Annotated in this window: 28 protein-coding genes; 16 read left to right on the top strand and 12 right to left on the bottom strand. The window is 63.3% G+C overall.

The features are described from left to right. Positions 1 to 37: 37 nt before the first annotated feature. Together F3H98_RS00715 and F3H98_RS30945 are read right to left on the bottom strand one after the other, a co-directional pair. Positions 38 to 1,306: a DUF445 domain-containing protein gene (locus tag F3H98_RS00715; protein WP_425294795.1), complete on the bottom strand. Its 1,269-nt coding sequence runs from the start codon at positions 1,304 to 1,306 to the stop codon at positions 38 to 40. Between the two features lie 83 nt (positions 1,307 to 1,389). Next, positions 1,390 to 1,566: a hypothetical protein gene (locus F3H98_RS30945; RefSeq protein WP_188130292.1), complete on the bottom strand. Its 177-nt coding sequence runs from the start codon at positions 1,564 to 1,566 to the stop codon at positions 1,390 to 1,392. Positions 1,567 to 1,622: 56 nt separating this feature from the next. Here F3H98_RS30945 and F3H98_RS00720 point away from each other — a divergent pair, with 56 nt between their 5' ends. Both F3H98_RS00720 and F3H98_RS00725 read left to right on the top strand, forming a co-directional pair. Next, positions 1,623 to 2,102, top strand: a complete 480-nt coding sequence (locus tag F3H98_RS00720) for a phasin family protein (RefSeq protein ID WP_149757275.1) — start codon at positions 1,623 to 1,625, stop codon at positions 2,100 to 2,102. A 152-nt stretch (positions 2,103 to 2,254) separates the two neighbouring features. Then, positions 2,255 to 2,560, top strand: coding sequence for a DUF6958 family protein (locus F3H98_RS00725; protein WP_149757277.1), 306 nt, complete (start codon positions 2,255 to 2,257; stop codon positions 2,558 to 2,560). A gap of 35 nt (positions 2,561 to 2,595) precedes the next feature. On the opposite strand, the gene F3H98_RS00730 is transcribed toward F3H98_RS00725, so the two are convergent. The 3 genes from F3H98_RS00730 to F3H98_RS00740 all read right to left on the bottom strand — a co-directional run bounded on the left by F3H98_RS00730 (position 2,596) and on the right by F3H98_RS00740 (position 7,209). Beyond that, on the bottom strand, positions 2,596 to 3,147 hold the full coding sequence (locus tag F3H98_RS00730) for a GNAT family N-acetyltransferase (protein WP_149757279.1): 552 nt from the start codon (positions 3,145 to 3,147) through the stop codon (positions 2,596 to 2,598). 85 nt (positions 3,148 to 3,232) lie between these two features. Continuing rightward, on the bottom strand, positions 3,233 to 3,994 hold the full coding sequence (locus F3H98_RS00735; protein WP_188130293.1) for a transporter substrate-binding domain-containing protein: 762 nt from the start codon (positions 3,992 to 3,994) through the stop codon (positions 3,233 to 3,235). Then, the gene (locus tag F3H98_RS00740) at positions 3,991 to 7,209 is read right to left on the bottom strand and encodes a bifunctional cytochrome P450/NADPH--P450 reductase (protein WP_149757283.1); all 3,219 of its coding nucleotides are present in this window, start codon (positions 7,207 to 7,209) and stop codon (positions 3,991 to 3,993) included. The genes F3H98_RS00735 and F3H98_RS00740 overlap by 4 nt, the downstream gene beginning before the upstream one ends. Before the next feature lie 194 nt (positions 7,210 to 7,403). Between F3H98_RS00740 and F3H98_RS00745 the strand changes: the two genes are divergently transcribed. From F3H98_RS00745 to F3H98_RS00770, 6 genes are all read left to right on the top strand, one after another. Then, positions 7,404 to 8,222 (top strand): glutaminyl-peptide cyclotransferase, encoded by an 819-nt coding sequence (locus tag F3H98_RS00745; protein WP_188130294.1) that lies wholly within the window; start codon positions 7,404 to 7,406, stop codon positions 8,220 to 8,222. A 153-nt stretch (positions 8,223 to 8,375) separates the two neighbouring features. Beyond that, complete coding sequence (locus tag F3H98_RS00750; RefSeq protein ID WP_149757287.1) at positions 8,376 to 8,705, top strand: ArsR/SmtB family transcription factor; 330 nt, start codon at positions 8,376 to 8,378, stop codon at positions 8,703 to 8,705. Then, positions 8,702 to 9,166 carry an SRPBCC family protein gene (locus F3H98_RS00755; protein WP_149757289.1) on the top strand — a complete coding sequence of 155 codons (465 nt, stop codon included), beginning with the start codon at positions 8,702 to 8,704 and terminating at the stop codon, positions 9,164 to 9,166. The genes F3H98_RS00750 and F3H98_RS00755 overlap by 4 nt, the downstream gene beginning before the upstream one ends. A gap of 12 nt (positions 9,167 to 9,178) precedes the next feature. Continuing rightward, positions 9,179 to 9,595: a GFA family protein gene (locus F3H98_RS00760; RefSeq protein ID WP_149757291.1), complete on the top strand. Its 417-nt coding sequence runs from the start codon at positions 9,179 to 9,181 to the stop codon at positions 9,593 to 9,595. Positions 9,596 to 9,766: 171 nt separating this feature from the next. Beyond that, positions 9,767 to 10,228, top strand: coding sequence for an iron-responsive transcriptional regulator RirA (gene rirA / locus F3H98_RS00765; protein ID WP_149757293.1), 462 nt, complete (start codon positions 9,767 to 9,769; stop codon positions 10,226 to 10,228). A 127-nt stretch (positions 10,229 to 10,355) separates the two neighbouring features. Next, positions 10,356 to 11,096, top strand: coding sequence for a class I SAM-dependent methyltransferase (locus F3H98_RS00770; protein WP_149757295.1), 741 nt, complete (start codon positions 10,356 to 10,358; stop codon positions 11,094 to 11,096). Between the two features lie 63 nt (positions 11,097 to 11,159). Here F3H98_RS00770 and F3H98_RS00775 read toward each other — a convergent pair whose 3' ends face one another. After that, positions 11,160 to 12,251 carry an adenylate/guanylate cyclase domain-containing protein gene (locus tag F3H98_RS00775; protein ID WP_149757297.1) on the bottom strand — a complete coding sequence of 364 codons (1,092 nt, stop codon included), beginning with the start codon at positions 12,249 to 12,251 and terminating at the stop codon, positions 11,160 to 11,162. A gap of 132 nt (positions 12,252 to 12,383) precedes the next feature. On the opposite strand from F3H98_RS00775, the gene F3H98_RS00780 reads away from it, so the two are divergent. After that, on the top strand, positions 12,384 to 12,818 hold the full coding sequence (locus F3H98_RS00780; protein WP_149757299.1) for an SRPBCC family protein: 435 nt from the start codon (positions 12,384 to 12,386) through the stop codon (positions 12,816 to 12,818). Between the two features lie 33 nt (positions 12,819 to 12,851). Here F3H98_RS00780 and F3H98_RS00785 read toward each other — a convergent pair whose 3' ends face one another. From F3H98_RS00785 to hemP, 5 genes are read right to left on the bottom strand one after another with little or no spacing between them, the layout of a single operon-like run. Further along, positions 12,852 to 13,643 (bottom strand): heme ABC transporter ATP-binding protein, encoded by a 792-nt coding sequence (locus F3H98_RS00785; RefSeq protein WP_149757301.1) that lies wholly within the window; start codon positions 13,641 to 13,643, stop codon positions 12,852 to 12,854. Positions 13,644 to 13,703: 60 nt separating this feature from the next. Next, the gene (locus F3H98_RS00790; protein WP_149757303.1) at positions 13,704 to 14,810 is read right to left on the bottom strand and encodes a FecCD family ABC transporter permease; all 1,107 of its coding nucleotides are present in this window, start codon (positions 14,808 to 14,810) and stop codon (positions 13,704 to 13,706) included. Between the two features lie 6 nt (positions 14,811 to 14,816). Next, positions 14,817 to 15,713 (bottom strand): heme/hemin ABC transporter substrate-binding protein, encoded by an 897-nt coding sequence (locus tag F3H98_RS00795; protein ID WP_149757305.1) that lies wholly within the window; start codon positions 15,711 to 15,713, stop codon positions 14,817 to 14,819. Positions 15,714 to 15,722: 9 nt separating this feature from the next. Further along, positions 15,723 to 16,784 (bottom strand): hemin-degrading factor, encoded by a 1,062-nt coding sequence (locus F3H98_RS00800; RefSeq protein WP_149757307.1) that lies wholly within the window; start codon positions 16,782 to 16,784, stop codon positions 15,723 to 15,725. 9 nt (positions 16,785 to 16,793) lie between these two features. After that, positions 16,794 to 17,003 (bottom strand): hemin uptake protein HemP, encoded by a 210-nt coding sequence (gene hemP / locus F3H98_RS31680; protein ID WP_244621551.1) that lies wholly within the window; start codon positions 17,001 to 17,003, stop codon positions 16,794 to 16,796. Between the two features lie 212 nt (positions 17,004 to 17,215). On the opposite strand from hemP, the gene F3H98_RS00810 reads away from it, so the two are divergent. The 6 genes from F3H98_RS00810 to F3H98_RS00835 all read left to right on the top strand — a co-directional run bounded on the left by F3H98_RS00810 (position 17,216) and on the right by F3H98_RS00835 (position 21,154). Next, positions 17,216 to 19,450, top strand: a complete 2,235-nt coding sequence (locus F3H98_RS00810) for a TonB-dependent hemoglobin/transferrin/lactoferrin family receptor (protein WP_149757309.1) — start codon at positions 17,216 to 17,218, stop codon at positions 19,448 to 19,450. 4 nt (positions 19,451 to 19,454) lie between these two features. Next, positions 19,455 to 19,892, top strand: a complete 438-nt coding sequence (locus F3H98_RS00815) for a hypothetical protein (protein ID WP_188130295.1) — start codon at positions 19,455 to 19,457, stop codon at positions 19,890 to 19,892. A gap of 128 nt (positions 19,893 to 20,020) precedes the next feature. Further along, entirely contained in the window at positions 20,021 to 20,266 is a 246-nt protein-coding gene (locus F3H98_RS00820; RefSeq protein ID WP_149757311.1) for a hypothetical protein, read from the top strand. A 10-nt stretch (positions 20,267 to 20,276) separates the two neighbouring features. After that, positions 20,277 to 20,591: a heme-degrading protein HmuQ gene (hmuQ, locus tag F3H98_RS00825; RefSeq protein ID WP_149757313.1), complete on the top strand. Its 315-nt coding sequence runs from the start codon at positions 20,277 to 20,279 to the stop codon at positions 20,589 to 20,591. A gap of 88 nt (positions 20,592 to 20,679) precedes the next feature. Then, positions 20,680 to 20,925, top strand: coding sequence for a DUF4160 domain-containing protein (locus F3H98_RS00830; protein ID WP_149757315.1), 246 nt, complete (start codon positions 20,680 to 20,682; stop codon positions 20,923 to 20,925). Beyond that, positions 20,906 to 21,154, top strand: coding sequence for a DUF2442 domain-containing protein (locus tag F3H98_RS00835; protein WP_149757317.1), 249 nt, complete (start codon positions 20,906 to 20,908; stop codon positions 21,152 to 21,154). The genes F3H98_RS00830 and F3H98_RS00835 overlap by 20 nt, the downstream gene beginning before the upstream one ends. Before the next feature lie 18 nt (positions 21,155 to 21,172). Here the strand turns inward: F3H98_RS00835 and putA are convergent, their stop codons facing one another. Then, positions 21,173 to 24,826 (bottom strand): bifunctional proline dehydrogenase/L-glutamate gamma-semialdehyde dehydrogenase PutA, encoded by a 3,654-nt coding sequence (gene putA, locus F3H98_RS00840; RefSeq protein WP_149757319.1) that lies wholly within the window; start codon positions 24,824 to 24,826, stop codon positions 21,173 to 21,175. A 173-nt stretch (positions 24,827 to 24,999) separates the two neighbouring features. On the opposite strand from putA, the gene F3H98_RS00845 reads away from it, so the two are divergent. Continuing rightward, on the top strand, positions 25,000 to 25,452 hold the full coding sequence (locus tag F3H98_RS00845) for an Lrp/AsnC family transcriptional regulator (protein ID WP_149757321.1): 453 nt from the start codon (positions 25,000 to 25,002) through the stop codon (positions 25,450 to 25,452). Positions 25,453 to 25,514 lie beyond the last annotated feature (62 nt).

Raw genomic sequence — 25,514 nt, forward strand, 5'->3', positions numbered from 1 at the left:
ACCGATGCAATCAAGAATAGGTGTTTGGCGGAGCCGGTCAATTCGCGGTGAAAAAAAGCTCGGCGATATAAAGCAGAAGTCCCGCCAGCCCGCCGATGATCATGCCGTTGAAGCGGATGTATTGCAGGTCGCGCCCGACATTGATCTCGATCAGCCGTGTCAGCTGGCCGAAATCCCAGCCCTTGACCTGGTCGGCAATGAATTTCGAGACGCCGCTCTTCTGGCTTTCGACGAAAGAGGACAGTGCCACCACAAAGCCCTGGTTCATGTCGGCTCTCACCTGCGGATCGGTCGCCAGGTGCCGGCCGACCTCGACGAACATGCCGGCGAGATGTTCGCGAATCATCGATTTTTCCGCGCGGGCGTCGTGTTCGAGAAAACTGCGCATGCTTTCCCACATGTCCTGTGCGAGTTCGCGCACTTCCGGGCGGGAGAGCAGGTCGCGCTTCATCTTCTCGGCGCGCTTGGCGTAATCGCGCGAATTGCGCAGCCGGTCGATGAACTTGACGACGAAACGGTCGAATTCCGCCCGCATCGGATGCTCGGGATCCTTCCTCACTTCTTCCAGCAGCGATCCCGCCGAGGCGACGATCTTCTTCAAGAGATAGGCGTCGGCGCGGAAAAGGTTGAACAGGGACGGCAACTCATCCCTGATCTTGTCGCGCATCACGGCAAGGGCATCCTCGTCGTTCAGGAATTTGCCGACCACTTTGGTGAATTCGTCGAACAGCTTCTGGTGGCGGCGGTCGTCGGTGAAGGCCGAGAGCAGTTCGGCGGCGAGCGGCGCCACCGGCACTTTCTCCACCTGTTCGAGCATGCGGCTGGTGATAAAACCGCGCAGGCCGGACTGCTCGATCGCCGACAACGTCTGCGGCACCAGTTGCGCCACGAAACGTGACAGGCCGGCGGCGCGCTGGGGGTCGGACAGCCAGTCGGCCACCAGCGAGGCGAAGTCGACCTCGTTCAGCTTCTTGCGGACGGGTGTTTCGGCAAGGAAGTTCACCTCGATGAAGCGGCCGAGATTGTCGGCGATGCGGTTCTGGTTTTCGGGAATGATCGCGGTGTGCGGGATCGGCAGGCCGAGCGGCCGCTTGAACAGCGCCACCACGGCGTACCAGTCGGCGATGCCGCCGATGGCCGCGGCTTCTGCAAAGGCCGCGACAAACCCGAGCAGCGGCCAGTGGTACTCCAGCGACTTCGCGGCGGCAAAGATCGCAACGCAGAGCGCCAGCATGGCGGTGGCGATCGCCTTGGTGCGTTTCAGCGCTGCGAGCTTTTCGGCATCTGCAGCGGCATGGTTCCTCATGGGAGTGGCAGTCGGGAGACGATCGCTTGACGACATAGACAGCCTGTCTTGTTCGAGGCGGTGCAGTTCCCCCAATAACCGTTTCAGGCGGCGATTGGAAACCGCCGCGCCCCTGCCGTTACGTCGAGAATGCCGCCTTCTGCCGCGGTTTCGTCAGCCAGATGTAACTTTTCGAATAATAATTTCAATGCTTTAACAAAAATATTGCGTTGCAACAAAAATCCATATTGCACTGCACAATCGACCTGACTATATGACATCCATTCCCCGGGTCGATGACGAACGGGGCCAACCATAGCTCAATGAGGATGGAAAAATGACCAAGACCGCAAAGACCCCCGCCGCTGAATCGACCTATTTCGCTTCGGTCCAGAAGGCCATCGAAAACGTCCAGGGCAAGATCGAAGTGCCCGCTGCCGCTCGCGATTTCGTGAAGCGCACCGCTTCGTCCGCCAAGGACCGCGCCGAGACGGTTCACACCGGCGCCGCCAACGCCACCACGACCGTCGAGAAGTTCGCCACCTCGTTTGTCGGCGGCTACGCCAACTTCACCCGCGGCCTGCTCGATGCGACGCTCGCCAATGTCCAGCACGCCCTCTCCACCGTCGAGAAGGTTGCCGGCGCGCAGTCGCTCAATGAAGCCGTCCAGATCCAGGCCGATTTCGTTCGCGAGAACGCCCGCGCCAATTTCGACCGCGTCCGCAACGCGGCCGACACCGCCAAGTCCGTCGTAACCGAAGGCGCCAAGACCGCTCAGGTTGAGTTTTCGAAGCTCTACGGCCAGAAGGCCGCCTAAGCTTTCTTCGGAACCGGTACGACGCAAAAGGCCCGCTCCAAGCGGGCCCTTTCTTTTTCTGCCAGCGCCTGTCGGCTGCCGCCATCGGCAGCCGTCCTTGCAGCAGCACGCATCATATCGGTGCGTCGCGGCCAATGATGCAGGAGGTGGATATGGCAAATAGCGAAGCCGCCAAGGCCGAACTGGAAAACGTCAATCATCCGGGAACGAGCCGGCTTGTCGACGCAGCGATGTACGAGGCAATGAAGCGGGCGTTGTTGGCCGTCCTGCCCCGGCAGGCGCCGGGGCTCACGGTGGCCGAGCTCCAGCACCGCGTCCTCGCCCATTTGCCGGAAGATCTTTATCCCGGCGGCGCCAAGGCCGGCTGGTGGACCAAGGCGTTACAGCTCGACCTGGAAGCGAAAGGCATCGTCGGCAGGACGAAGACCACGCCACTCAGGCTGCACCGGCTTCGGTAAAGAGCAGCAGCCAGTCTCAGCGGCGAACGTCAACGTTAAAGCCGCGGCTGTTCCATCGCGGCCGCCTGAGCATGTTGCAGCAGCGGCGCCGCCATCGCAGCGTCCAGCTTGATCACGCCAACAGCTTCTCCCGCCTCGAAAGTCAGCTCCGCGCCGAACTTGCGCGCCAGCGCCTTCATCGCCTCGTTTTCCGGGTGGGTGGTGACCAGCAGCCGATAGTAGCCAAGGCCCAGCGCATTGAGAATCAGCCGCTTGAACAGCATGCGGCCGATGCCGCGGTGCTGCAGCGCGCGTTCGACACTGAAAGCGATCTCGCCGGTCGGGATGTCCTCTTCCGGGCGCTCGTGCAGTTCGGCAGCACCCAACACCGCACCGTCCTCGACATAGCCGATGACGGTGGTGCCGTCGGCAAAGCAGCGGTCGGCATAGGTGCTGACGAATGTATCGTCAGTGAATCCGTTGAAACGATCCCGGCGGCTTTCCGCGTCGAGCCTCAGAAGGTGTTCGCGAAACAGCGGCAGATCCGATGGTCTGAGTTGCCGTATCATGCCCGTAGGGGGAACGGCATGGAATGCAGTGTTCTGCATGTCGCACTCCTCGTGGGTTCCTCCCCGAGTCGCTCGACTCCTGTCCATGCAAATATGGTGCGCTGCAGCATCAAATGCAAGACCTTTACGTCAACGTAAGGTTGATCGGATTGACGCAGGCCATCTCGGCTCCTGTGAAACCATATCGCGCAGCGATTTCAAGATGTTGTGGCGATCCGAGAAAGCTTGCCAATTGCCGGTTGAACGCCGTCAGGAGTTCCACGTTCGATAAGGCAAAGGAATAGGCGCCAAGCGCTGGTTCCCCGGCCGTGTCATCGAAATCGGCCACGCGAAGCCGCTCGTCACGCCGTTCCCTTAGCAGGCCACGATGCACCATGGCAGCACTTGCATAAGCGTCAATGCCACCGGCGAGCAGCGCTTCGATGGCATCCTCCGGCGCGGAAAACACCTTCAACCGGTTGACGGGAATGCCTGCCCGCAGCGCCGCGTCATGCTGGATCTGGCCTGCAATCACGCCAATGACAGCCGTTTCTTGGCGGCCGACAGCCTCGTAACTTGCGAAAGTTCGTGGGTCATGCGCCCGCATCATCAGCCCGTCCGCCAGGGACCACACCGGCCTGCTGAACGCGACGCGCTTCGCCCGCTCTGGCGTTACGAACATCGGCACGTTGATCGTCCACGCGCCAGCCGCCACACCGGGAATGAAATCCGCGAAGGCCGCCAGCCTTGTTTCGACACTTTCAATGCCGAGCGCCTTCAGAACCGTGAAGGCAACCTCGATATCCAGTCCGACCACCTCGCCCGCTGCGTCTTTCCAGCAGAACGGCGGCTCGTTGAGATAGGCAAGCACCACATGGCGGGGCAGCCTCGCGTCGGAAAGGTTCAATTCCCCGCCCACACGTCCAGCACATAGCGGTTGTCGCGGCTCATTTGCTCCATCCAGGCGTCGGCCGCTGACGAGCCGGTATCCTTTGCTTCAGCGTAGAGCATCGCCAGCGCGCGCTTGACATCAGGCTCCATGCGCGAACCGTCGCCGCAGACATAAATATGCGCGCCGGCTTCGATCAGCTCCCACACTCTGCTGCGGTTTTTGCGCAGCAGGTCCTGCACATAGGTTTTTTCACCGCCATGCCTGGAGAACGCGACATGCAGTTCGACCAGTCCCTTGCCCGCCATTTCCTCCAATTCCGGGCGGTACAAGAAGTCCTGGTCGGGGTGGCGGCAGCCGAAAAACAGCATCGCCGGCCCGAGTTTTTTGGCCTGAGCCGCCTGCAACTGCCTCTCCTGCAGGAAGGCGCGAAACGGCGCCAGCCCGGTGCCGGGGCCGATCATGATCAGCGGCGTCTGCGGATTTTCCGGCAACCGGAATCCGGCCTTGGTTTCCTTGATCGAGGCATGGATGGTGCTGCCCTCCCCGCAGTCGACCAGGTGCGTGGAGCAGACGCCCTTGTAAATGCCGTTACCGGCGCGCGCCTCGCCCTCCACCACGCCGACTGTTATGGCGCAGCGGTCGGGTTCGGCGTTCGGCGACGACGAGATCGAATAGTAGCGGGGGCTAAGCACAGGCAGCATTTCGAGATAGAGCCCGAACGGCAGTTCGCAGGCCGGAAACTCCTCCAAAAGGTCGAGCACCGATTTGCGCCTGGCGAAAACCTCGCTTTTGTAGGCGTCCACGCCATCAGATGCCTCGCTCGCCAGCCGCTCCAGTTCCGGCTTGGTCACCGGGCAGCGCGTCTGCTCGGCCATCGTGCGGATCTGCTTGCGGGTTGCCACGTGCTGCAGCTCGACATAGCTGGAAAGGATGCCGCGCACCGAAAGCGGCCCGTCGACCGGAAACGGCGCGTGCCGTCCGCCCGTCGTCGTGAGCCTGATTTGCGTGTCCGGCGCGAAGCCGAAGCGTTTTTCGACGCGCTCCACAAGCGCTGGGCTGTTGACCGGCACGACGCACAGATGATCGCCCGGCTGGTAGCTCTGGCCCTCCGGCAACGCCACTTCGATATGCCGCGTCGAGCGCCCGGAAGCCGTCACATCCTGCAATTCGCGGTTAGCGGCAATTTTCATCGCCACAGCACCCGCCTGCCCGATCGCCGGGTTGAGTGGAGCGCCGGAAACGACCTCCACCGCGTATAGCGGCTCGGCCTTGGCCTCCTCTGAAAAATCGATGTCGAGCTTCAGCGCCGCACCGACCTGCGGCCACAGCTTCTTGAACCAGTCCTGGAACTGCCCGTCGAGGTCCTCGCGTGCATCGCCCTCGCCGCGCGCCACAATGCGGCTGCCGCCGAGCGCCTCGAGCCGCTCGTCGAGATGGCGCGGCGTCGCCTGGAAGGTCGACGCCCAGTCGCGGTTGCCGCAGCCGAACACCAGATAGTTGACGCCCGCGGCAGCCCCTGGCTGCGCCTCGTTCAGCCATTTGACGAACTTTGCCGCGTTGTCCGGCGGCGCGCCGTTGTAGGAAGCGCTGGCGATGATGACGGCGCCCTCTGTCGGCAGGTTGCCGGCACAGGAATCGAGATCGGCAAACCTGGTGTCGAAACCGTTGAGTTCGGCCGAGTTGGCGATTGCGCGCGCCAGTTCCTCGGTGGTGCCGAGGTTGGAGCCGAAAAGCACCGTCGCCTTCGTGCCGTGGCTCGGGCGGCGCGCTGTCTCCACCTGTGTGCGGTTGTCGTTCTGGCTGGCGAGTGCCGCACCTAGCACCACGGCGCTGCGCGTGCGGCCCGGCCGCGGCTTCACCTTGATGGTGAAGCCGTCGGGCTTGATCGACAGCGTCTCCTTGATCTTCAGCTGGTATTTCTTGTGGTCGAACAGCTGGAAACGCTGCAGGATCATGCCCAGCACCATCGTCGCTTCCTGCATGGCGAACTGCCGGCCGATACAGGCGCGCTGCCCGTTGCCCCACGGCTTGAAGGCGTTGGGCGGCCGCGAAGCCTCTGCCTCGCGCGAAAAATTGTCGGGGTTGAAAACCTCCGGGTTCGGTCCCCACACCGATGGGTCCCGGTGCAGCATCAGCGTCAGCAGCGTGATGAAGGTGCCTTTTTTGATCTTGTACTGCCCGCCGATCACCTCGTCCTTGTAGGGATAGAGCCCGATCGCCGGCGCCGTCGGATAGAGCCGCAGCGCCTCGTTCAAAATCTGCTGGACGTAGGTAAGCTGGTTGACCTGGCCGATGGTCGGCTGCATCGCGAGATCGTTGCCGAGCACGCGGTCGACCTCCTCGTAGGCCCTGGCAAGCACATCCGCATTGTTGACGAGGAAGTACAGCGTGAAGGAAAGCAGCCCCGACGTCGTCTCGTGGCCGGCGATGAGAAAAGTGTTGATCTGGTAGCGTATGTTTTCGTCCGACAGGCTTTCGCCGGTTACCTTGTCGACACCGGCCAGCATGAAGTTGAGCAGGTCCTTCTGGCTCTGGTCGCCGCCCCGCCGCCGCTCACGGATGATGTCGTCGACCAGCTTGTTCATGAAGGCGACATCTTCCTTCAGCTGGTTCAAGCGCTTCGTCAGGATCACTTTCTCGAACGGCAGTCCGCGCTGCACCATGCAGGTTTCAAGCGTGCGGGTCAGCGCATCGATGAACGGGTGATAGTCGCGCCGGTAGAACGAGTTGAAGCGGTAGTCGAAACCGCAGATGCCGATCGTGTCGAGCGCCAGCGCCGTCATGTCGTGCACGACATCGACTTCGTCGTCGGCATTGAGCCGCTCCCATTTGGTGCAGAGCTGCTCGGCAATGTCGTACATCAGCGGCAGATAGCCGGCCATGGCGCGCTGCGCGAAAGTGGGTAACAGGATGTTGTGCGCCTTGCCCCAGTTCGGCTCCTGTGTGTCGCCGGTGAAAAGCCCGTCGCCGGCCAGCGCGCGGATACGCCGCAGCGGCCCGCGCACCGCTTTGTCGAACCGGGTCTCGTCGCAGATTTCCTCCACCAGACTGGCGCCGGAGACCACCACCAGGGGCGTGCCCATCATGTTCAACCAGTAGATCGGGCCATGCTCGCGCGTCAGTTGCATCAGGCTTTGCAGCGGCGCGTCGCTGTCGACGGTGAGCATGTTGCCGATCAGCGGCTTGCCGGCCGGGTTGGGAATGGGATGAAGCGCGTTTGCAGGCGCCATGAGCATGCTCCCCACTTTATCCGGCAAAGCCGGTATTTTACCGATTAATCGTGAGATTTACGGGAAAGGCAAGAAGTGCCGGCCGGTTGGTCCGGACCATATCGATGACGTAACGGAAGTTTCTTCGACGAGCCAAAACAGGCCGGCCGAGCCTGTTTGGTTGAAGGCACCACGTTCCCATGCCAAGAACGGGCATGACCATGTTCACCTGCTTCGCGCGACGCGCCGTCCTGGCGCTCGGTTTCGCCCTTGTCTCCGCGACGGCCGCTTTGGCCGCAAAAGAATGTCCTGCCCCCAAACAGCTCGACTTTGTCGTCGAGAAGAAAATTACCCGCAGTCTCTCCGGCTACACGCAGGGCCTCGAATTCCGCAACGGCAAACTCTACGAGAGCACCGGCCGTACCGGCGGCCAGACGCGCCTCAATCTCATCGATCTCGACGGCAAGGTCACCACCTTGGCCGATCTCGGCACCTCCGTCTTCGGGGAAGGCCTGACCATCCTCGACGGCCAGATCTTCCAGCTCACCTGGCAGGAAAACCTGGTTTTCGTCTACGATCTCCACGGCAAGCAATTGCGCCGCATGAAGAACCCGCATCTCGGCTGGGGCCTCGCCAATGACGGCAGGAACCTTCTCTTCACCGATGGAGAGGGCATGTTGCGCTACGCCGACCCCAAAACCTTCAGGATCACCCGGGAGTTGCCCTTGCGCAGCGTTGGCGAGGTTGAGCCGGACTGGCTCAACGAGCTCGAATATGTCGACGGCAAGCTCTACGGCAACATCTACACGACGCCGTGGATTGTCCGCGTCGATCCAGATAGCGGCTGCGTCGAGGCTGTGGCCGACATGTCGCCTCTGAACGAGATCATCACGCCCGACGAAGCCGCGGCCATCTCTGCCAGTGCGGAAAACGTGCTGAACGGCATCGCCCGCGATCCCGCTACCGGCCTGTTCTACATCACCGGCAAGCGCTGGCCGATGATCTATGTCGGAAAATTCCGCGACATAAATTGATCGCCGCCCGCGGTTTGAACGTCGGCACGCGTGATTTTCTGTTTGCCCGCTACGCACACGATAGCGCGGACTTCCGCCCGTCCTGATGTCAGGTCAGCACACTACGAGTAATTAGTCTTGACTAATTGATTAGTATTCACTACTTGATTGGCCATGACTGAAGCCGACACCATCAACGCCGTCATGCGCACGCTTGCCGATCCCACCAGGCGGGCCGTGTTCGAGCGGATCGTCTCGTCCAGCGAGATTACCGTGGTCGAACTGACGCGGGGCAGCGGCGTGACGCAGGGCGCCATATCCCAGCACCTCAAATCGCTTAAGCAGGCCGGCCTGGTCGCCGAACGCCCCGAAGGCCGCAACGTCTACTATCGCGCCGAGCCGAAGGGGCTCGCGCCGCTTGTCGACTGGATGAGCCACTACGGCGTCTTCTGGCGCGAACGCTTCGCCGACCTCAGAACCCTCCTGAAGGAGATCGATCGATGAATGACACCGCATTGAAGTCCAGTACGCGAGACATCGTCGTCGACGAGGTCTTCCCGCATGCGCCGGAGACGATCTGGAAAACGCTGACGACCGGCCAACTGATCGCCCGCTGGCTGATGCAGCCGACCGGCTTCGAGCCCGTGGAGGGCAAAAAGTTCACGTTCAAGACGAAGCCGGGCGGCGCGTGGGACGGGACTATTCACTGCCAGGTCCTGGAGGTGATGCCGAACGAGCGCTTCGTGTTTGCCTGGAAAGGCGGACACGAGGAAAACGTCGGCTATGGCTCGCGGCTGGACACGGTGGTCACGTTCATCCTTTCCAGGGTTGAAAACGGCACCCGCCTTCGCCTGGTCCATTCCGGCTTCATGCTGCCGAAGAACGACATTGCTTTCCGGAACATGAGCGACGGCTGGAACAAGATTGTCCACAATCTCGGCGCCATCGCCGACGAGCAGGACTGACGGGAGAAAGACATGAGCGAGGCTTACACCGGCGGATGCGCATGCGGCGCGATCCGTTACGAAATCTCTGGCGAGCCAGTGTTCTCGAACGACTGCCAGTGCCGCGACTGTCAGCGCAAGAGCGGCACAGGGCACGGCTCCTACCTGACCTTCCCAAGCAGGAAGGGCGTGAAACTCGCAGGCGAAGCGACGCATTGGAACATCGTTGGCGATAGCGGCAGCGTCAAGACGCGCGCCTTCTGCCCCGCCTGCGGCTCACCGGTGTACATGACGTACCCAGGAAGTCCGGACGTGTTCACCGTGCACGCCGCCAGCCTTGATGACCCCAGCCGATACAAGCCGCAGGCGGTGACGTACACAGTGCGCGGTTACGGCTGGGACCATATCGATCCGGCCCTGCCGAAATTCGACAAGATGCCGCCGATGTGACATGCGGCCAGCCACCCCGGCTGCTCGCAATGCCATTCCCGTCGCAAATAAGTTGATTTTTTTCTTCAACTTATGTAATTCCGTTCTGGAATAATTCTAAACTGTGGTCCATATTGGGACCAAGCTTGGTCCCAATATTGGGACCAAGCAAACGATTCCCGAGGATGAGCGATGCGGCTTACGCGCCAGACCAACTACGCGATCCGGATCCTGATGTATTGCGCAGCGAATGAGGGACGGCTGAGCCGCATCCCCGAAATCGCCGCCGCCTACACCGTTTCCGAACTCTTTTTATTCAAGATCCTGCAGCCGCTTGTCGAGAACGGCCTTGTCGAGACGGTGCGCGGCCGCAATGGCGGCGTCAAGCTCGGCAGGGCAGCGGCTGACATCAACCTGTTCGACGTTGTTCGCGTCACCGAGGAAAACTTCGCCATGGCGGAGTGTTTCGAGAACGACGCGACCGAGTGCCCGCTCGTCGACAGCTGCGCTCTGAATGCGGCCCTGCGCGAGGCGCTCAACGCCTTTTTCGGCGTGCTTGAGCGCTACACCATCGCCGATCTCGTCAAGGCACGGCCCAATGTACGCGCGCTGCTCGGCATCGACCTGATCCAGCGGCCAGCTTTGGCGGGCTGACCACGCTCCATTTGAGGCCTGAACACCGGGCTGGATTAACCCTAACCTGCGAATTTTATGACGTTTTTCGAACCCGCCGACTATGTTCGGCGGGTTCGTTTAAATACGCAGCGGGTGGGTGGATACAATGACAGTGGTGGACCGGTGGCGGCCCGAGACGGCGGCCGGGGGATATACGCGGGACGATGAGGCGATAGAATTCTACACGCGCATCAACGCGCTGGTGAGGCCGGATATGGTCGTTGTCGATCTGGGCGCCGGACGCGGATCCCGCCACGACAGTGACAGTGCTGAGTTCCGCAAGCGGTTCTGCAGTTTCCAAGGCCGCGTGAAACGGGTGATCGGTCTCGACGTCGACCCGGTTGTGCTCAGCCATCCCCATCTCGACGAGGTGCATGTCATTGAGCCAGGTGGTCGACTGCCGCTTGGCGACAGCAGCGTCGATATCGTCATCTGCGAATGGGTCATAGAGCATGTCGAACACCCCGACGAGTTCGCGCGGGAGATCCATCGCGTTCTGAAGCCTGGCGGTTGGCTCTGCGCCCTGACGCCGAATCGCCTCGGCTATGTCGGGATAGGCAATAGGTTCGTGCCGGCAGCGGTAAAGGATCGCCTGATGCGCCAGGTGTGGCCCGAGCGGCCAAAGGAAGATGCGTTTCCGACCTTCTACCGCATGAACTCCTTGAGCAGCATCCGGCAGGCTTTCGAAGAAGAAGACTGGTCGCACCACGGCTATATTTCCAACGGCACCCCGAAATATCACGGCGGGACAGCGATTGGCTTCGCCTTCGTCTCGCTGCTTCAATGGTTCACGCCTCCCGCAATGCGCACCAATCTGATGGTGCTCTCGCAGAAGCGAAATGCCTGACCGCCCTGAATGATGCATTCCGCGTCGCCGATCGATGACCGGGTGTGCGCCCGCTCGTCTTCATCACTGCAGCGTAAACACCGCGCACGGGGCCGCGATGCCGCGCAGCGCGTGCTCGCCGAGCGGGACAAGGGGCAGCTTTGTTTCCGCCGCGAAGGCGCCGGATAGCAGCACGGGGTAGCCGAGTGACCGGCACAGGCCTTCCAGCCGGCTCACCAGGTTCACCGCGCGGCCGATCGCGGTGAAATCCAGCCGGTCGGCGGTGCCGATATTGCCCCACAGCATGTCGCCCACATGCAGCGCCATGCCGAACGGCAACGGCGACAGGCCTTGCGAGACGCGCTGCCGGTCGAGGTGATCCATGCCGGCGCGCGCGCCGGCGACCGCGCGCAAGGCGGCGTCGCACGCGGCCGCGGCGTCACGTTCGCCGATCGGAAAAATCGCCAGCACCCCGTCGCCGATGAACTTCAGCACTTCGCCGCCGAAGGCATGGACGGCGCCGGCGATTCGATCGAACCAGGCATCGAGTGCGGCAACCACGTCCTTGGGTGCGTCCGCCTCCGACAGTTCGGTGAAACCTCTGAGGTCGGCATAGAGCAGGACGGCCCTGATGGTCTCGCTGGATTCGCGACGCAGCCGGCCGGCCAGTACCTGCGCGGCGCTGCGCCGGCCGAGATAGGTTTCGAGCAGCGCCGAGAGCGTCGCGCGCGACGCCAGCACGGCAAGCGGCGCGGCGGCAAAGCGCGCCACGTCGCCCAGCAGCTTCGCTTCAGGCTCGCTGAGGGCGCGGGTTGTCGCCCAGCCGAGCACTGCCGCATCAGACGCCCCGCCGACAGCCGCCGCGCCGACAAGATCCTCCCGGACGACGCCGGTTCCGAGCCCTGTCAGCCACTCGCGGCCGACATTGCCGTGTCCGGGATCGGCAGGCGGGGCAACGCCCAGGCCGAGCGCCTCGACCACTGCCGCGGTTTCGGCGCGCCACAAGAAGGTGCGCCGCGCGACGATCGGATGAGGGAACGCCTGGGTGAGCGCACCGCCTGCCAGCGGTACGCCGTCGGCGACCAGCCGCGCACCGAGCGCCGCCAGGAAGGCGTCGGCGCCAGACAGGCCGATCGCTTCGTCGAGCAGGAAGGAGAGAGCGAGGGGCTGGTGCATGGCCTTGATCATGCAATGCTATCGGCCAACTGTCATGAGGATGGCGGCAGCTTTCTTGCCCTCGGCGGGTATTGGCTTACATTGCCGTCAGCGCCGGGATGAACCGCGCCCCTGGCCGGAGGAGATTTGCCGATGCCCGAAACGCTTCGTACCGAAATCCAGGTCGCGGCCCCGCAAGCAACCGTCTTCGCCTTCCTCACCGATCCCGACAAGATCCTCCGCTGGCTCGGTACGGCAACCACCGAGGCCCGTCCTGGCGGCATCTATCTCGTCAGCGTTGGCGACAAATACGCCGCCCGCGGCGAGTTCACGGAAGTGATCCCGGTCCACCGCCTAGCCTACAGCTTCGGCTGGGAAGGACGCGAGGAAGTACCGCCCGGATCGAGCCTGGTCGAAATCGACCTTCTCGAAAAGGACGGCGGTACCCTGGTGCGCTTCACCCACAGCGGGCTGCCCAACGAGGAAGAACGCGTAGCCCACGAAAAAGGCTGGAACCATTATCTGCGCAGGCTGGCGACAGCCGCCACCGGCGGCGATCCCGGACCGGACGTACAAGCTGATATGTGAAGGTATCGCAGCCTGCCGGCTACGCGACGGACTCTACATCCCAGCCGACTGCGGCAGCACGAAGGGCACGTTGCCCGCCGGCAGCACGCCCACCTTGAGCTTGCATTCGAACACGCGCGCGATCAGATCGTCGCTCAGCACTTCCTGAGGCGAGCCGGCGGCGGCGAGCTGTCCGCGGTGTATCACATGCACGCGGTCGGCATACATGGCGGTCAGGTTGAGATCGTGCAGGATGGCAATGACGCCTCCGCCCCGCCTGGCGAAATCGCGGGCGATGTTCATGATGATGAGCTGGTGCTTGATGTCGAGGCTGGACACCGGCTCGTCGAGGAAGAGATAGCGCGGCGCGGCCTCCAGCACCGGCGCCCACACCTGGCAGAGCACGCGGGCAAGCTGCACACGCTGCTGTTCGCCTCCCGAAAGCTCCTGGTAGAAGCGCCCGGCAAATCCGTCGAGGTCGACGCGCGCCAGCGCCCGCTCGGGCAGCCGTTCCGCCTCGCCGGCCAGCGCACCGGAACGGCCGCCGAGCAGGCCGAGCTTGACAATCTCGCGCACCGTGAACGGAAACGACAGCGCCGTCTGCTGCGGTAGCACGGCACGCAGCGCCGCTGCCTCCCACGGCCTCATGCGGGAGATATCGCGGCCATTGAGGCGGATGGAGCCGTCATGCGCCAGATCGCCGGCAAGCGCCTTGAGAAATGTTGTCTTGCCCGATCCGTTGGGACCGACGATCGCCGCCAGTTCGCCCGGCCGGACGTCGAAATCGACATTCCGGATGATTGTTCTGCCGCCGATGGAAACCGAGACGTCGCGCGCTTCGATCATTTTTACCTCACGAACATGATCCCGAAAAGTTGCAGCCTTTTCGGACGAGATCATGCGACTCTAAAGATCGATCAGACCGCGCTTGCGCAGCAGTATCCACAGGAAGAACGGCGCGCCGACCGCCGCGGTGACGATGCCTATCGGCAATTCGGCCGGCGCCACGATCGTGCGGCTCACCGCATCCGCCAGCAGCAGCAGGCTGGCGCCGAGCAGCGCCGAAGCCGGCAGTAGATAGCGGTTGTCGGGTCCGATCACCAGCCGCAGCAGGTGCGGCACCACGATACCGACGAAGCCAATGCCGCCGCTCATCGCAACCGACGCTCCGACCGAAGCCGAAACCGCGACGATCGCCGCATATTTGAAGCGCTGCACAGGTACGCCGAGATGGCTGGCGGCTGCTTCGCCGAGCGCCAGCGCGTTAAGGCCTCGCGCTAGAAACGGTGCAGCCGCAAGGGCTGCCGCGATGATCGGCCCGGCGGCGGCGATCTTGCCCCATGTCGCGCCGGCGAGCGAGCCCAGAGACCAGAATGTCAGATCACGCAACTGCCGGTCGTCGGCTATGAAGATCAGCATGCCGGTGAAGGCCATGGCCATGGCACCCAGCGCGATGCCGGCAAGCAGCATCGTGGCGATCGAAGTCTGGCCGCGACGCGTCGACACCCGGTAGAGCAGCAACGTCACTGCCAGGCCGCCGCCAAAAGCCGCGAGCGGCAGCGCATAGATGCCGAGTGCGGCGGTGAACGGCGCAAGCGCTGTTCCTCCCAGCACGATAATCGCCACGGCCCCCAGGCTGGCGCCGCTCGATACGCCGACGATGCCGGGGTCGGCCAGCGGGTTGCGGAACAGCCCCTGCATGACCGCGCCGGAAACGGCAAGTGCGGCGCCGATCAGCACGCCGAGCACGACGCGCGGCAGCCGGATGTCGTAGACGATGATGCGGTCGCGCGCCGAAAGAGCATCGGCCTGCAGGCCCGACTGGAACAGCCAGTCCCGCAGCACCGCGACCGCCGAAGCGTCCGACGCACCGGAAGCCAGGCTGAACAGCACGGTCACCGCCAGCACGACGCATAGCGATAGAATCGCCAGCCGTGCCCGGCCGCTGCGGTCGCCGTCAGGGTTTCGGGCAGCGGTCATTGTCAGCACGCCGTCGGCAGATCGTTCTACCATGACGTGTCAGTTCTGCACCGTGTCGCCATAAAGGGCAACGGAAAGGTCGCGGATGGCGCCTGCGGTGCGCGGGCCGAAGCCCAACAGGTAGGCGCCGTCCATGCGGATCAGCCTTTTTGCCTGCCCGGCTGGCGTCGAGGCGATCGCCGGATTGGCGAACACGTCGCGCTCAACCGCGGCGTGGTCGCCTCCTCCCCGGTCCATCATCAGGATGAAATCCGGTTGGGCGGTCACTATCGCCTCGTCAGAAAGCTGCTTATAGCCGGAGAAATCGCTCACCACATTCTGCGCGCCTGCCATGGCGATGATGCCGTCGGCGGCGGTTGCGCTGCCCGCAGCGAGGACCTTTCCGCCTTGCGTGCTCAGGATGAACAGCACCCGCTTGCGCTCGCCCACCTTGGCGGTCAGTGCTTCGGCGGCATCGATGTCGGTCTCGACGCTTTTCGCCAGCTCCGCAGCCTTGGCTTCCTCGCCGAGCGCATGGCCTACAATCCTAATCTTCTGGACGATGCCGTCGCGGTTGAATTTTTCCGGCACCATGACGAAAGGCACGCTCGCCTTCTTCAAGACGTCGATCGCTTCACGCGGGCCGCTGCCCTCCAGCGCGATGATCGCGCCGGGGTTAACCGACATGACGCCTTCCGGCGAAAGTTGCCGCATGTAGCCGACATCCGGCAGCTCAAACGCCGCGCGCGGATAGACGCTGGTCGAATCGCGGGCAACCAGCCGTTTTTCCTGGCCGAGCGCATAGACGATCTCGGTCACCGAACCGCCGATGGAAACGATGCGCGCGGCTTGCGGCAACGTGGCCGTCGTCTCTTCCGAGAGCGCTGGCGAAACGGCGTAGGCAAAAGAAAGAGCGGCGCTCGCCACGAGCACTTTGAGCGAGGAATAAAAGCGCATCGTCTTTCCTTAGGCTGCCGTCGAACGAGGAACGCGCGGCAGGTTTTCCGCCAGGAAACGCCAGTCGTCCCGCTCGCCCTGACCTTCGTGCCGCTTGCCGAAGAACTGGATGATCATCTTACGGTCTGCGTCGTAGGCTTCAAGCGAGGTGATATGCCCGTCCTTGGTCGGCTTGCGCACCGCCCACAGTTCGCGGATGTGGTCGAGCCTCAGATGCAGGTGGAACGTCTCGTCGAAAATATTGATCCACGGTCCCATCGCCTTGACGTTCTGGATCGGCCCGGAATGGATCTGGATGCAACCCCGGTTGCCGACGAAACACATGATCGGGATCTGGTCCTGCACTGCGTGGCTCAGCATCGCCGCCATCGCATCGCCATCCAGCGGCCAGGCATAGTCCTGCCCGACCATGCGCACGGCATCGTGGCGGCTGAGCTTCAGCGCCTTCAGCATGCCGAAGAACTGGTGCACGTCGGTCAGCCGGCTCCAGCGGTCGCGCAGGTCCTCGACGCTGGCCGCACCCTCGGCCGCGAGATCGTCGTTCGCCGTATCGGCAACTGCTGTGCGCACCTCCTGCGACTGATCGGACGAGACCAACCGTTCGACCAGCTGCTGATAGGCGTAGAGGTTGGAGGCCGGCCGCAGATGCACCTTGTGCACGGCTTCGCCCGTTTCGTCGAAAAACTGCAGGCTGTGACGCACTCCTTCGCCGTCGCGCTTTTCGACCGCGAAGCCATGCGTCCAGGCTTTCGGGAAGATCCGCAGGTCGATCTGTTCGCCCAGCACCATGGCGTTGTGGTTGCCGGTCACCACCTTGTCGTAGACGCCGATCTTTTCGTGAACGGCGCTTTCGTTGCGGGTCAGCGCCATCACCTCTCCGACGGCCTCGAGGCCGGTCAGCACATCGTTGACGCGCGGTTCGATGCGGGTGACCCCCTCGCCGACAAACGCAGCGACAAACTCCGCTTCCGAAATGCCGAGTTGCGCGGCAAGGTCGCGCTCCCGCATTTTCGGATTGTCGGCGCGCGCCTGCTTGATCGCCTGCGGCGCGGGTTTCACCTGTGCATCCATTTTGGTCCCCTACTTGTTCAGGATCAGCTTGCCCTGCCGGGTGATCTTCAGCCGGTAGAGCGCGCCGTGGTGTTCGATGCCGATTTCGTGCTCCCCGACGAACAGCGACTGGCTGGTCAGGACACGCATCGGCTCACGCATCGGCGGCCTGCGGTTTTCGAGCGTCGGGGCCGGGCGGCGCGGGTTCTGCGGAAATTGGAATGGGTTGTGGCTGTTCACGTGACTATTCCCTCTTTTCGCGGAGCTGGCATCGGCTTGCTGGGCATATTAGTGAATCTTGAACTGAAATTCTTGACACTAATTATCAGGTTTAATAGGGAGTGCAATACCGGAGTAATCGAGTCAACATTTTAGACACCGAGCGACGGAAATGCCAGCCAGCGAAATCGCCAGCCCGCATCGAACAACGAGAATTCTTGTGGAGATGGGAAATGGGGTCTGTCGCTTTGAGGCAGAGGGCTTGGGGTATCGCGCGGGCTGAAATCGGGCAATCGCCAGCGCTTCTGAAAAAATCTATCCTGCTGGCCGGCGTTGCCGCGCTTGGCGTACTGGCCGCACCGGCGCAGGCGCAACAGGCTACACCGCAGCCCGCTGGCGCACAGCCGGCCACAGCAGGGCAGCGGGACGAACAGGCGCAAAACGAAGCTGCAAAAGATCAGTCGACCACCACGCTGGACCGCATTCTGGTGGTCAGCCGCACGGGTGAGACGTCGATCGAAAGCCTGGCCTCGACCAGCCAGGTCGACCAGGAGCAGATCGACCGGCGCATGGCCTCCACGCCAGAGCAGCTCCTGTTTGGCATTCCGGGCGTCGCCACGCAGTCTGACGCCAACCGCGCGGCCACCAGCGTCAACATCCGCGGCCTGCAGGATTTCGGCCGCGTCGCCGTCATCGTCGATGGCGCCCGTCAGAATTTCCAGCGCACCGGCCACGGCACGCAGTCGCTGCTGTGGATCGATCCCGAACTGGTCCAGCAGGTTGACGTGATACGCGGCCCGGTTGCCAACACCTACGGCTCCGGCGCAATTGGCGGCGTTGTCTTCTTCGAGACCAAGGATGCCAGCGAATTCCTGCGTCCGGGCGAAACCTGGGGCACCTCGGTCACCGGCCGCTACGACACCAATGGCCAGGGTTGGACGACCAGCGCGACCGGCGCCTACAAGTTCAACGACGTGGCCGACATTCTTGGCAACATCGTCTGGCGCGACTTCGACAACTACAAGGACGGTGACGGCAACGAAGTTGCAGGCTCCGGCTTCGATGTCCTGAGCGGCATGCTGAAATCGACCATCCGCCCGACCGAAAACAGCGAACTGAAGCTCGGTTGGGTCGGCGCCAATGACAGCTGGACCGAAGGCGGCAATACCTACGACATGGACGTGAAGCAGAACACCTTCACGGCGCGCTACAACGTCACTGACGAGGACAAGAGCTGGCTCGACCTGCACGTCAACCTTGCCTACAACCAGGCCGACCTCGACCAGACCTACCGCACCGCCGTGAGCCGCTTCAGCTCGGTGACTGGTCGGCGGATCACGCTTCCTGCCGGCTCGCAGACCACCTACGATCTCGACACCTACGGCATCGACCTTTGGAACACCTCGCGCTTCGATACCGGCGCGGTTTCGCACGAACTCACCTATGGCGGCGACTGGCTGACCGACAATGTCGACACCACCAGCCCCGAAGGCGGCAGCGACCTCTTCACCCCGTCAGGCGACCGTCGCGTTTCCGGCGCCTACGTCCAGGAAAAGCTGACCTGGGAATGGCTGGAGGTGATCGGCGCTCTCCGCTACGACAGCTACAAGCTCGACAACACCACGGGCGACGTCTCGGGAGACCGGCTGTCGCCGCGCATCACCGTCGGCGTGTCGCCGATCGAGCAGATGGGCCTCGACGGACTGCAGCTCTACAGCACCTATGCCGAGGGCTACCGTTCGCCGACACTGTCGGAAACGCTGGTCAGCGGCCTGCACCCGAACGGCGTCGTATTCCCGTTCCTGCCCAATCCCAATCTCAGGCCCGAGACCGCCAAAACCTGGGAATTCGGCGTCAATTACAGCCGCGATGGCATTTTCGCCGCCGATGACAGCCTGCGGCTCAAGGCCGCCTACTACAACAACGATGTCGACGACTACATCGCCGGCACCACCATCTCGGCCTTCATCCCAGGCGACAACTGCGTCTTCCGGCCTGGCCCCGGCGTCATTCCGGTCTGCTACCAGTACCAGAACTACGCCAACGCCGAGATCAGGGGCTTCGAGTTCGAGGGTGTCTATGATGCCGGCTGGGGGTTTGCCGGCCTTTCGGTCTCAGTCATCGACGGCCATACGCTTTCCTACACCGGCGTGACCGAAGACCTCGCCACTATCCCGTCATCGCAGGTGACCGGCCAGCTCGGCTTCCGCTTCCTGGAGGACAAGCTCACCATCGGCGGCGAGGTTCAATACAACGGCGCGCCGGAAGGCAATGCCAACGCCGAAGACTACACGCTGGTCAACGCCTTCGCGACCTACCAGGCGACCGAGAACTTCAAGGTCGACTTCCGCGCCGACAACATCTTCGACGTGAACTACACCAACCCGCTCAACGCCTCGACCACGACGGTGATCTACGAGCCGGGCGTCACGCTGAAGCTCGCCGCAACCATGCGTTTTGGAGGCTGATGCGATGTTGAAGCCGGTGGCATTCCTCCGTGTTCTGACCGCGACGGTGGCGATGTCGCCGGCACCGGTGCTGGCGCAGGCGACCGCGCCGGCACCGGTCCTCAACCTCGAGCTCAACGCGCTGCAGCCCTCCGAAAAGGGCTGCCGCTTCACCTTCGTGGTCAACAACGGCCTTGGTGTCGAGCTCGCCAAGGCGGCTTTCGAGATTGCGCTTTTCGACGCGCGGGGCGTGGTCGACCGGCTGACCGTGCTGGATTTCAAGGAGTTGCCGGTCGGCAAGACCAAGGTCAGCCGCTTCGATCTTGCCGGCATCGACTGCGCCAAGGTTAGCCGGGTGCTGATCAACCACGCCACCGAATGCAGCGGCGCCGGAATAGAGCCTGCGGCATGCATGCGGCAGTTGAAAGCGTCGACGAAGACCGGTGTAACGTTCGGGCTGTAGCACGCCAGCCGGCGTCACCCATCAAAGCCTGAGAGAAGCCCAAGGTCATCCCAAGCCTGACGGAAATCGGATGGCGAGGCTTTCGACGGCATGCACACTGGATCAGTAGATACACGACAGGAGCCGACATGTTCGGATACATGAACCTGCACGCAATCGCAGCTGCACGTGGCGACGGGCTGAAGCCGGAACTGCTCGCGCTGCTCGAACGGCGACATGGCATTGCCCTGTCGTCTAACGTCGTCGCGTTGCCGCTCGAACACCAATGCGCAGGCCCTGGTCCATCCGGCGCCGGCATGACGGCGCTGCCCGCCGGCGTTCTTGCCTTCCCGGCCCGAACCAATTTCGATAAGCCAGCAAAACGCAAGATCTGAAAGGAACGACATGTACATCGCCATGAACCGCTTCAAGGTGCAGAACGGCTCGGAACAGGCTTTCGAAGACGTCTGGAAAGGCCGCGATTCCAGCCTCTCGGAGATGAAGGGTTTCCAGCAGTTCCATCTCTTGCGCGGTCCTATCAACGAGGCCGAGGGCTACACTTTGTTCGCTTCGCACACGGTCTGGGCGTCCTACGAAGACTTCATCGCCTGGACGAAGTCGGAAAACTTCCGCGCCGCGCACAAGAACGCCGGCCAGAACAAGGTTCTCTATCTCGGCCATCCGCAATTCGAGGGCTTTTCCGTCGTCGAAGGGGCGTGAGGCCGGTCGTTGCCTAATCGCAGATGACAACGGGAGCGGTTTACTTCTACCGCTCCCGTTGTCAGTCTGTATCCAGGGGGTACAGACGATGCCGATAATATTCAGGCACGGGGGTTACATCTTCTTTTTCTACTCCAATGAAGGTCGCCCGCGCGAGCCGAGGCATGTTCATGTCCGGAGTAGCGGCAGCGAAGCAAAGGTCTGGCTCGAACCGCACGTGGCATTGGCTGACAACCACGGCTTTCATTCGAAGCATCTAAAGCTTATTATGGCTCACGTTGAGCTCAATCGAGCTGTTTTAATGGATGCGTGGGATGAGCATTTCGGCAACTGAAGTACGATTCGACGACGCATCCATGTGGGTCAGCCTGGATGACGGCCGCACGATCGGCGTGCCACTCGCGTGGTTTCCGCGTCTGTTGAATGCTGCGCCGGCAGCGCTTCGCGACGTAGAAATCAGCCCGTTCGGCCTTCACTGGGAAAAGCTTGACGAAGACATTTCGATAGATGGGTTGCTCGCCGGGTTCGGCGACCAGACTGTCAGGCGGCCGAAGGTCGCCTGACCCTACGCCACTTGTAATCTAAGCCGCAGCAAGCAGACTGGCATTGCCACCCGCCGCCGTGGTGTCCACGCAGACGGCGCGTTCATGCGCATAGGCCGCCGGGTTGATGACTTCCGTCACCAGCGGCACGATCGGGCCTTTTCGCGATGCCAGCGCCTTGCGCAGCGCGCGCAACGTCTGCTCGTCCGCCGAACACGCCACCACGTCGACCGCCAGCTCTTTCAGCGTTTCGGCTCCAACCCAGCCGTCGAGCGCGGCAACCGGCAGTCCTTTTCCGGCCAGCGCCGAAAGGGCGGCGCTCGCACCCGGCGCCACCGCCAGCACGCCATTGCCGGCGGCCAGAGCCTGTATCGCTTGCGCCAGCAGCGTCTCCGCATCCGGCCCCAGGCAAAGCACGCGGCCGCGCGGGTTCAGCATCAGCGTGTTCGCCTCGCCCGTCGGCCCGGGCAGGTCGACCGGCCCGAAATCGACGCCCGCCGCCGCCGCGATCGGCCCGGCGCCCTTGCCGCGTAGATGCTTGCGCAGGATCGCGATGCGGTCGGGCCGCGTCGCCCATCCGCCGAGCGCCGGGTCCGGCAGATGCTCGGCGAGCGTTTGCGCGGAGAGTTCTCCTGCCCCTTGTGGGGCGGGGTTAGGGGTGGAGGGATTCGCCTTCTCGGCGCTTGGTATGCCACCCACCGCCTTGCGGAAGCGTCTGAGATAATGCGGTCCGCCGGCCTTCGGCCCGGTGCCCGACAGCCCCTCGCCGCCGAATGGCTGCGAGCCGACGACCGCGCCGATCTGGTTGCGGTTGACGTAGATATTGCCGGCATGCACGCCGTCGACAATATCCTGCACGCGCGCCTCGATGCGGGTGTGCAACCCGAAGGTCAGGCCGTAACCCTTGCGGTTGATTGAGGAAATCACCTTGCCGATGTCGTCCGCCTCGAACGTCGCGACATGCAGAACCGGCCCGAAGACCTCCTTCTCCATGTCCTCGATGCCGTTGACGCGAAACACCTGCGGCGCCACGAAACGCCCGCTGTTGGGCGCCTCGCGCTTGGCGATCAGCCTGCCCTTGGCCGCGAGCGCGGTGCTGTACGCGTCGATGGATTTTTTCGCTTCATCGTCGATCACCGGGCCGACATCGGTCGACAGCGCCCATGGGTCGCCGATGCTCAGCGCGCCCATCGCCCCTTCCAGCATCTCCAGCATCTTCTTTTCCACGTCCTTCTGTACGTAGAGCAGGCGCAGCGCCGAGCAGCGCTGGCCGGCACTCTGGAACGACGAGGCGAGGATGTCGCGCACCGCCTGTTCAGGCAGCGCGGTGGAATCCACGATCATGGCGTTGAGGCCACCGGTTTCGGCAATCAGCATGGCGTCGGGCGCCGCCGTCTCGGCCAGTTGCTTCTCGATCAGCTTCGCGACTTCGGTCGAGCCGGTGAAACACACGCCGGCGATGCGCTGGTCGGCCGTCAGCGGACCGCCGACCGACGGCCCGTCGCCCGGCAGAAGCTGCAGTACGTCGTCGGGAATGCCCGCCTCGCGCAGCAACGTTACTGCGCGCGCCGCAATCAGTGGCGTCTGTTCGGCCGGCTTGGCAATCACCGTATTGCCGGTGACGAGTGCTGCCGCGATCTGGCCGGTAAAGATCGCCAGCGGGAAATTCCACGGTGAGATGCAGACGATGACGCCGCGAGCCTGCGTGCCCGCCTCCGCCTTCTCGGCCTCGGACGCATAGTAACGCAGGAAGTCGACCGCCTCGCGTACCTCGGCGACACCGTCGGCCAGCGTCTTGCCGGCCTCGCGGGTCGCCAGCGCGAAGAACTCGACGGCGTTCGCCTCGTAGAGATCGGCGGCGCGGCTGAGCATCGCGGCGCGCTGCGCGACGGGTTTGGCGGCCCAGGCCGGCTGTGCCGCGACCGCGGCTTTCACCGCCACCGCCACCTGGCTGGCTTTCGCCTCATGCACGGTGCCGACGATATCCCCGGGCTTGGACGGATTGGCGATCTTGCGCGCCGAGCCGTAGCCGGCAGCGCGCGTCATCGGCTTCGCCGTCCAGAAATCTTGGCCCGCAAAAGCCGCCCGCGCCTTCTCGATCTTCTCCAGCGTGTTGACGTCGGTGATGTCCCAGCCCTGCGAATTCGGCCGCCCGGCGCCGAAGATCGCTAGAGGCTTCGCGATATTGGGATTGGCGGCCGGGCCCTGCACCTCGATCGCTTCCAGCGGGTCGCGCGCGATGTCCTCCGCCTGCACCTCCTCGTCGGTAATCTGGTGCACGAAAGAGGAATTGGCGCCGTTTTCCAGCAGTCGGCGCACCAGATAGGCCAAGAGGTCGGAATGCGCGCCGACCGGCGCATAGATGCGGCAGCGCGAACCTTCCGCCTTGCGCACCGTCTCGTGCAGCGCTTCGCCCATGCCGTGCAGGCGCTGGAATTCGAAGCAGTCGCGGTCCGGCGCCATCGCCAGCACCGCCGCCACCGTATGCGCGTTGTGCGTGGCGAACTGCGGATAGATGCGGTCGGTCATCCCCAGCAGCTTCCTGGCATTGGCGATGTAGGAAACGTCGGTATTGGCCTTGCGGGTGAAGACGGGATAGCCAGCAAGCCCCATCGTCTGGGCGCGCTTGATCTCCGTATCCCAATACGCGCCCTTGACGAGGCGCACCATGATCCTGCGGTCGAGCTTTTCGGCCAGCGCATGGAGCCAGTCGATGGCAAAGGCCGCGCGCGGCCCATAGGCCTGGACGACGACGCCGAACCCATCCCAGCCCTCAAGTTCGGAGCTGGCGAGCACCCTTTCGATGACGTCGAGCGAAAGGTCGAGCCGGTCCGCTTCCTCCGCGTCGATGTTGAGCCCCATGCGGGCGTCGCGCGCCGCGATGCACAGGCCGAGCAGCCGCTCGGCCATCACCGGCAGCATGGTCTCCTTCTGCGCCACCTCGTAGCGTGGATGGATCGCCGACAGCTTCACCGAGATGCCGGGGTTGCGGCGGATGTCGTCGCCCTTGGAAAAACGCTTCAGAGCTGCGATGGCCTCGGCGTAGGCCCGCAGATACCGCAGCGCGTCGGCTTCCGTGCGCGCCGCCTCGCCCAGCATGTCGTAGGAATAGAGATAGCCCTTTTGGGTGAACGGCTTGCCGCGCTTCACCGCCTCGTCGATGCTGCGGCCAAGCACGAACTGCTCGCCCATTTCGCGCATCGCGGCTGCCACCGCCGTGCGGATCACCGGTTCGCCGAGCCGCCGCACCATGGCGCGCAACGTGCCTTCGATGCCGCCTTCGCCCTCGTCCAGAACCTTGCCGGTCAGCATCAACGCCCAGGTCGATGCGTTGACGAAGATCGACGACGAACCGCCCGAATGCGCCGACCAGTCATGCGGCGCGATCTTGTCGCGGATGAGCTCGTCCATCGTTCCCGCGTCGGGCACGCGCAGCAGCGCCTCGGCAAGGCACATCAGCGCCACGCCCTCCTTGGTCGACAGGCCGTAGGCGGAGAGAAACACCTCCATCAGGCGCGGGTCGGACGAGGAACGCACGGCGCGCACCAGGTCTGCGGCGCGTTTCGAGATCGCCTTGCGGTCGCCGGCGGAAAGTCCGGCCGCCTTGGCCAGCCGCTTCAGCGCTTCCGCCTCATCGGGCAGGTAATTGGCGCGGAGCTGCTGGCGGATGCTGTCGAGTTTCTGCGCTGGCATTCTTGCCCCCGTTGATCGAAGTGAGAGTGGTCCTGAATCCGCCGCGCGGCAAGCCGGACCGTTGCCGTGCCTATAGCATGGACGCATTTTCGCGAAGCACCGAAAAACTGGAAATCATGGACCGTTCGATCTATGATGATGCCATCTATCAAGTGCTTCGGGCTGCAAACCGAATGAATACAGACCAATTGGACCGCATCGACCGCAACGTGCTTGCTGCCCTGGCGAGCGACGGGCGGTTGTCGATGGCTGAACTCGGCGCAAAAGTCGGCCTGTCGAAGACGCCGGTGCAGGCGCGCGTGCGCCGGCTGGAGAAGGAAGGCTACATCAGGGGCTACTCCGCCGTCATCGACCGCGAGCGCATGGGCGAAGGCCATGTCGCCTTCGTGCAGGTGAAACTCTCCGACACCCGCTCGCTGGCGCTCGGCGAATTCAACCGAGCCGTCCAGGCCGTGCCGGAGATCGAGCAGTGTCACATGATGGCGGCGAGCTTCGACTATCTCCTGAAGGTGCGCACCCGCGATATCGCCGCCTATCGCCGCGTGCTCGGCGAGCGCATTTCCGCCCTGCCCCACGTCGCCCAGACCTCGACCTTCGTGGCCATGGAAACGGTAAAGGACCGATAGCGGCTCATCGCCGAGAGCGGTCGGAATGCCTCAACACATTGCGGACGTTCATCCCTGTACCT

The organism is Neomesorhizobium albiziae, assembly GCF_900114255.1.
GTDB classification, from domain to species: domain Bacteria; phylum Pseudomonadota; class Alphaproteobacteria; order Rhizobiales; family Rhizobiaceae; genus Neomesorhizobium; species Neomesorhizobium albiziae.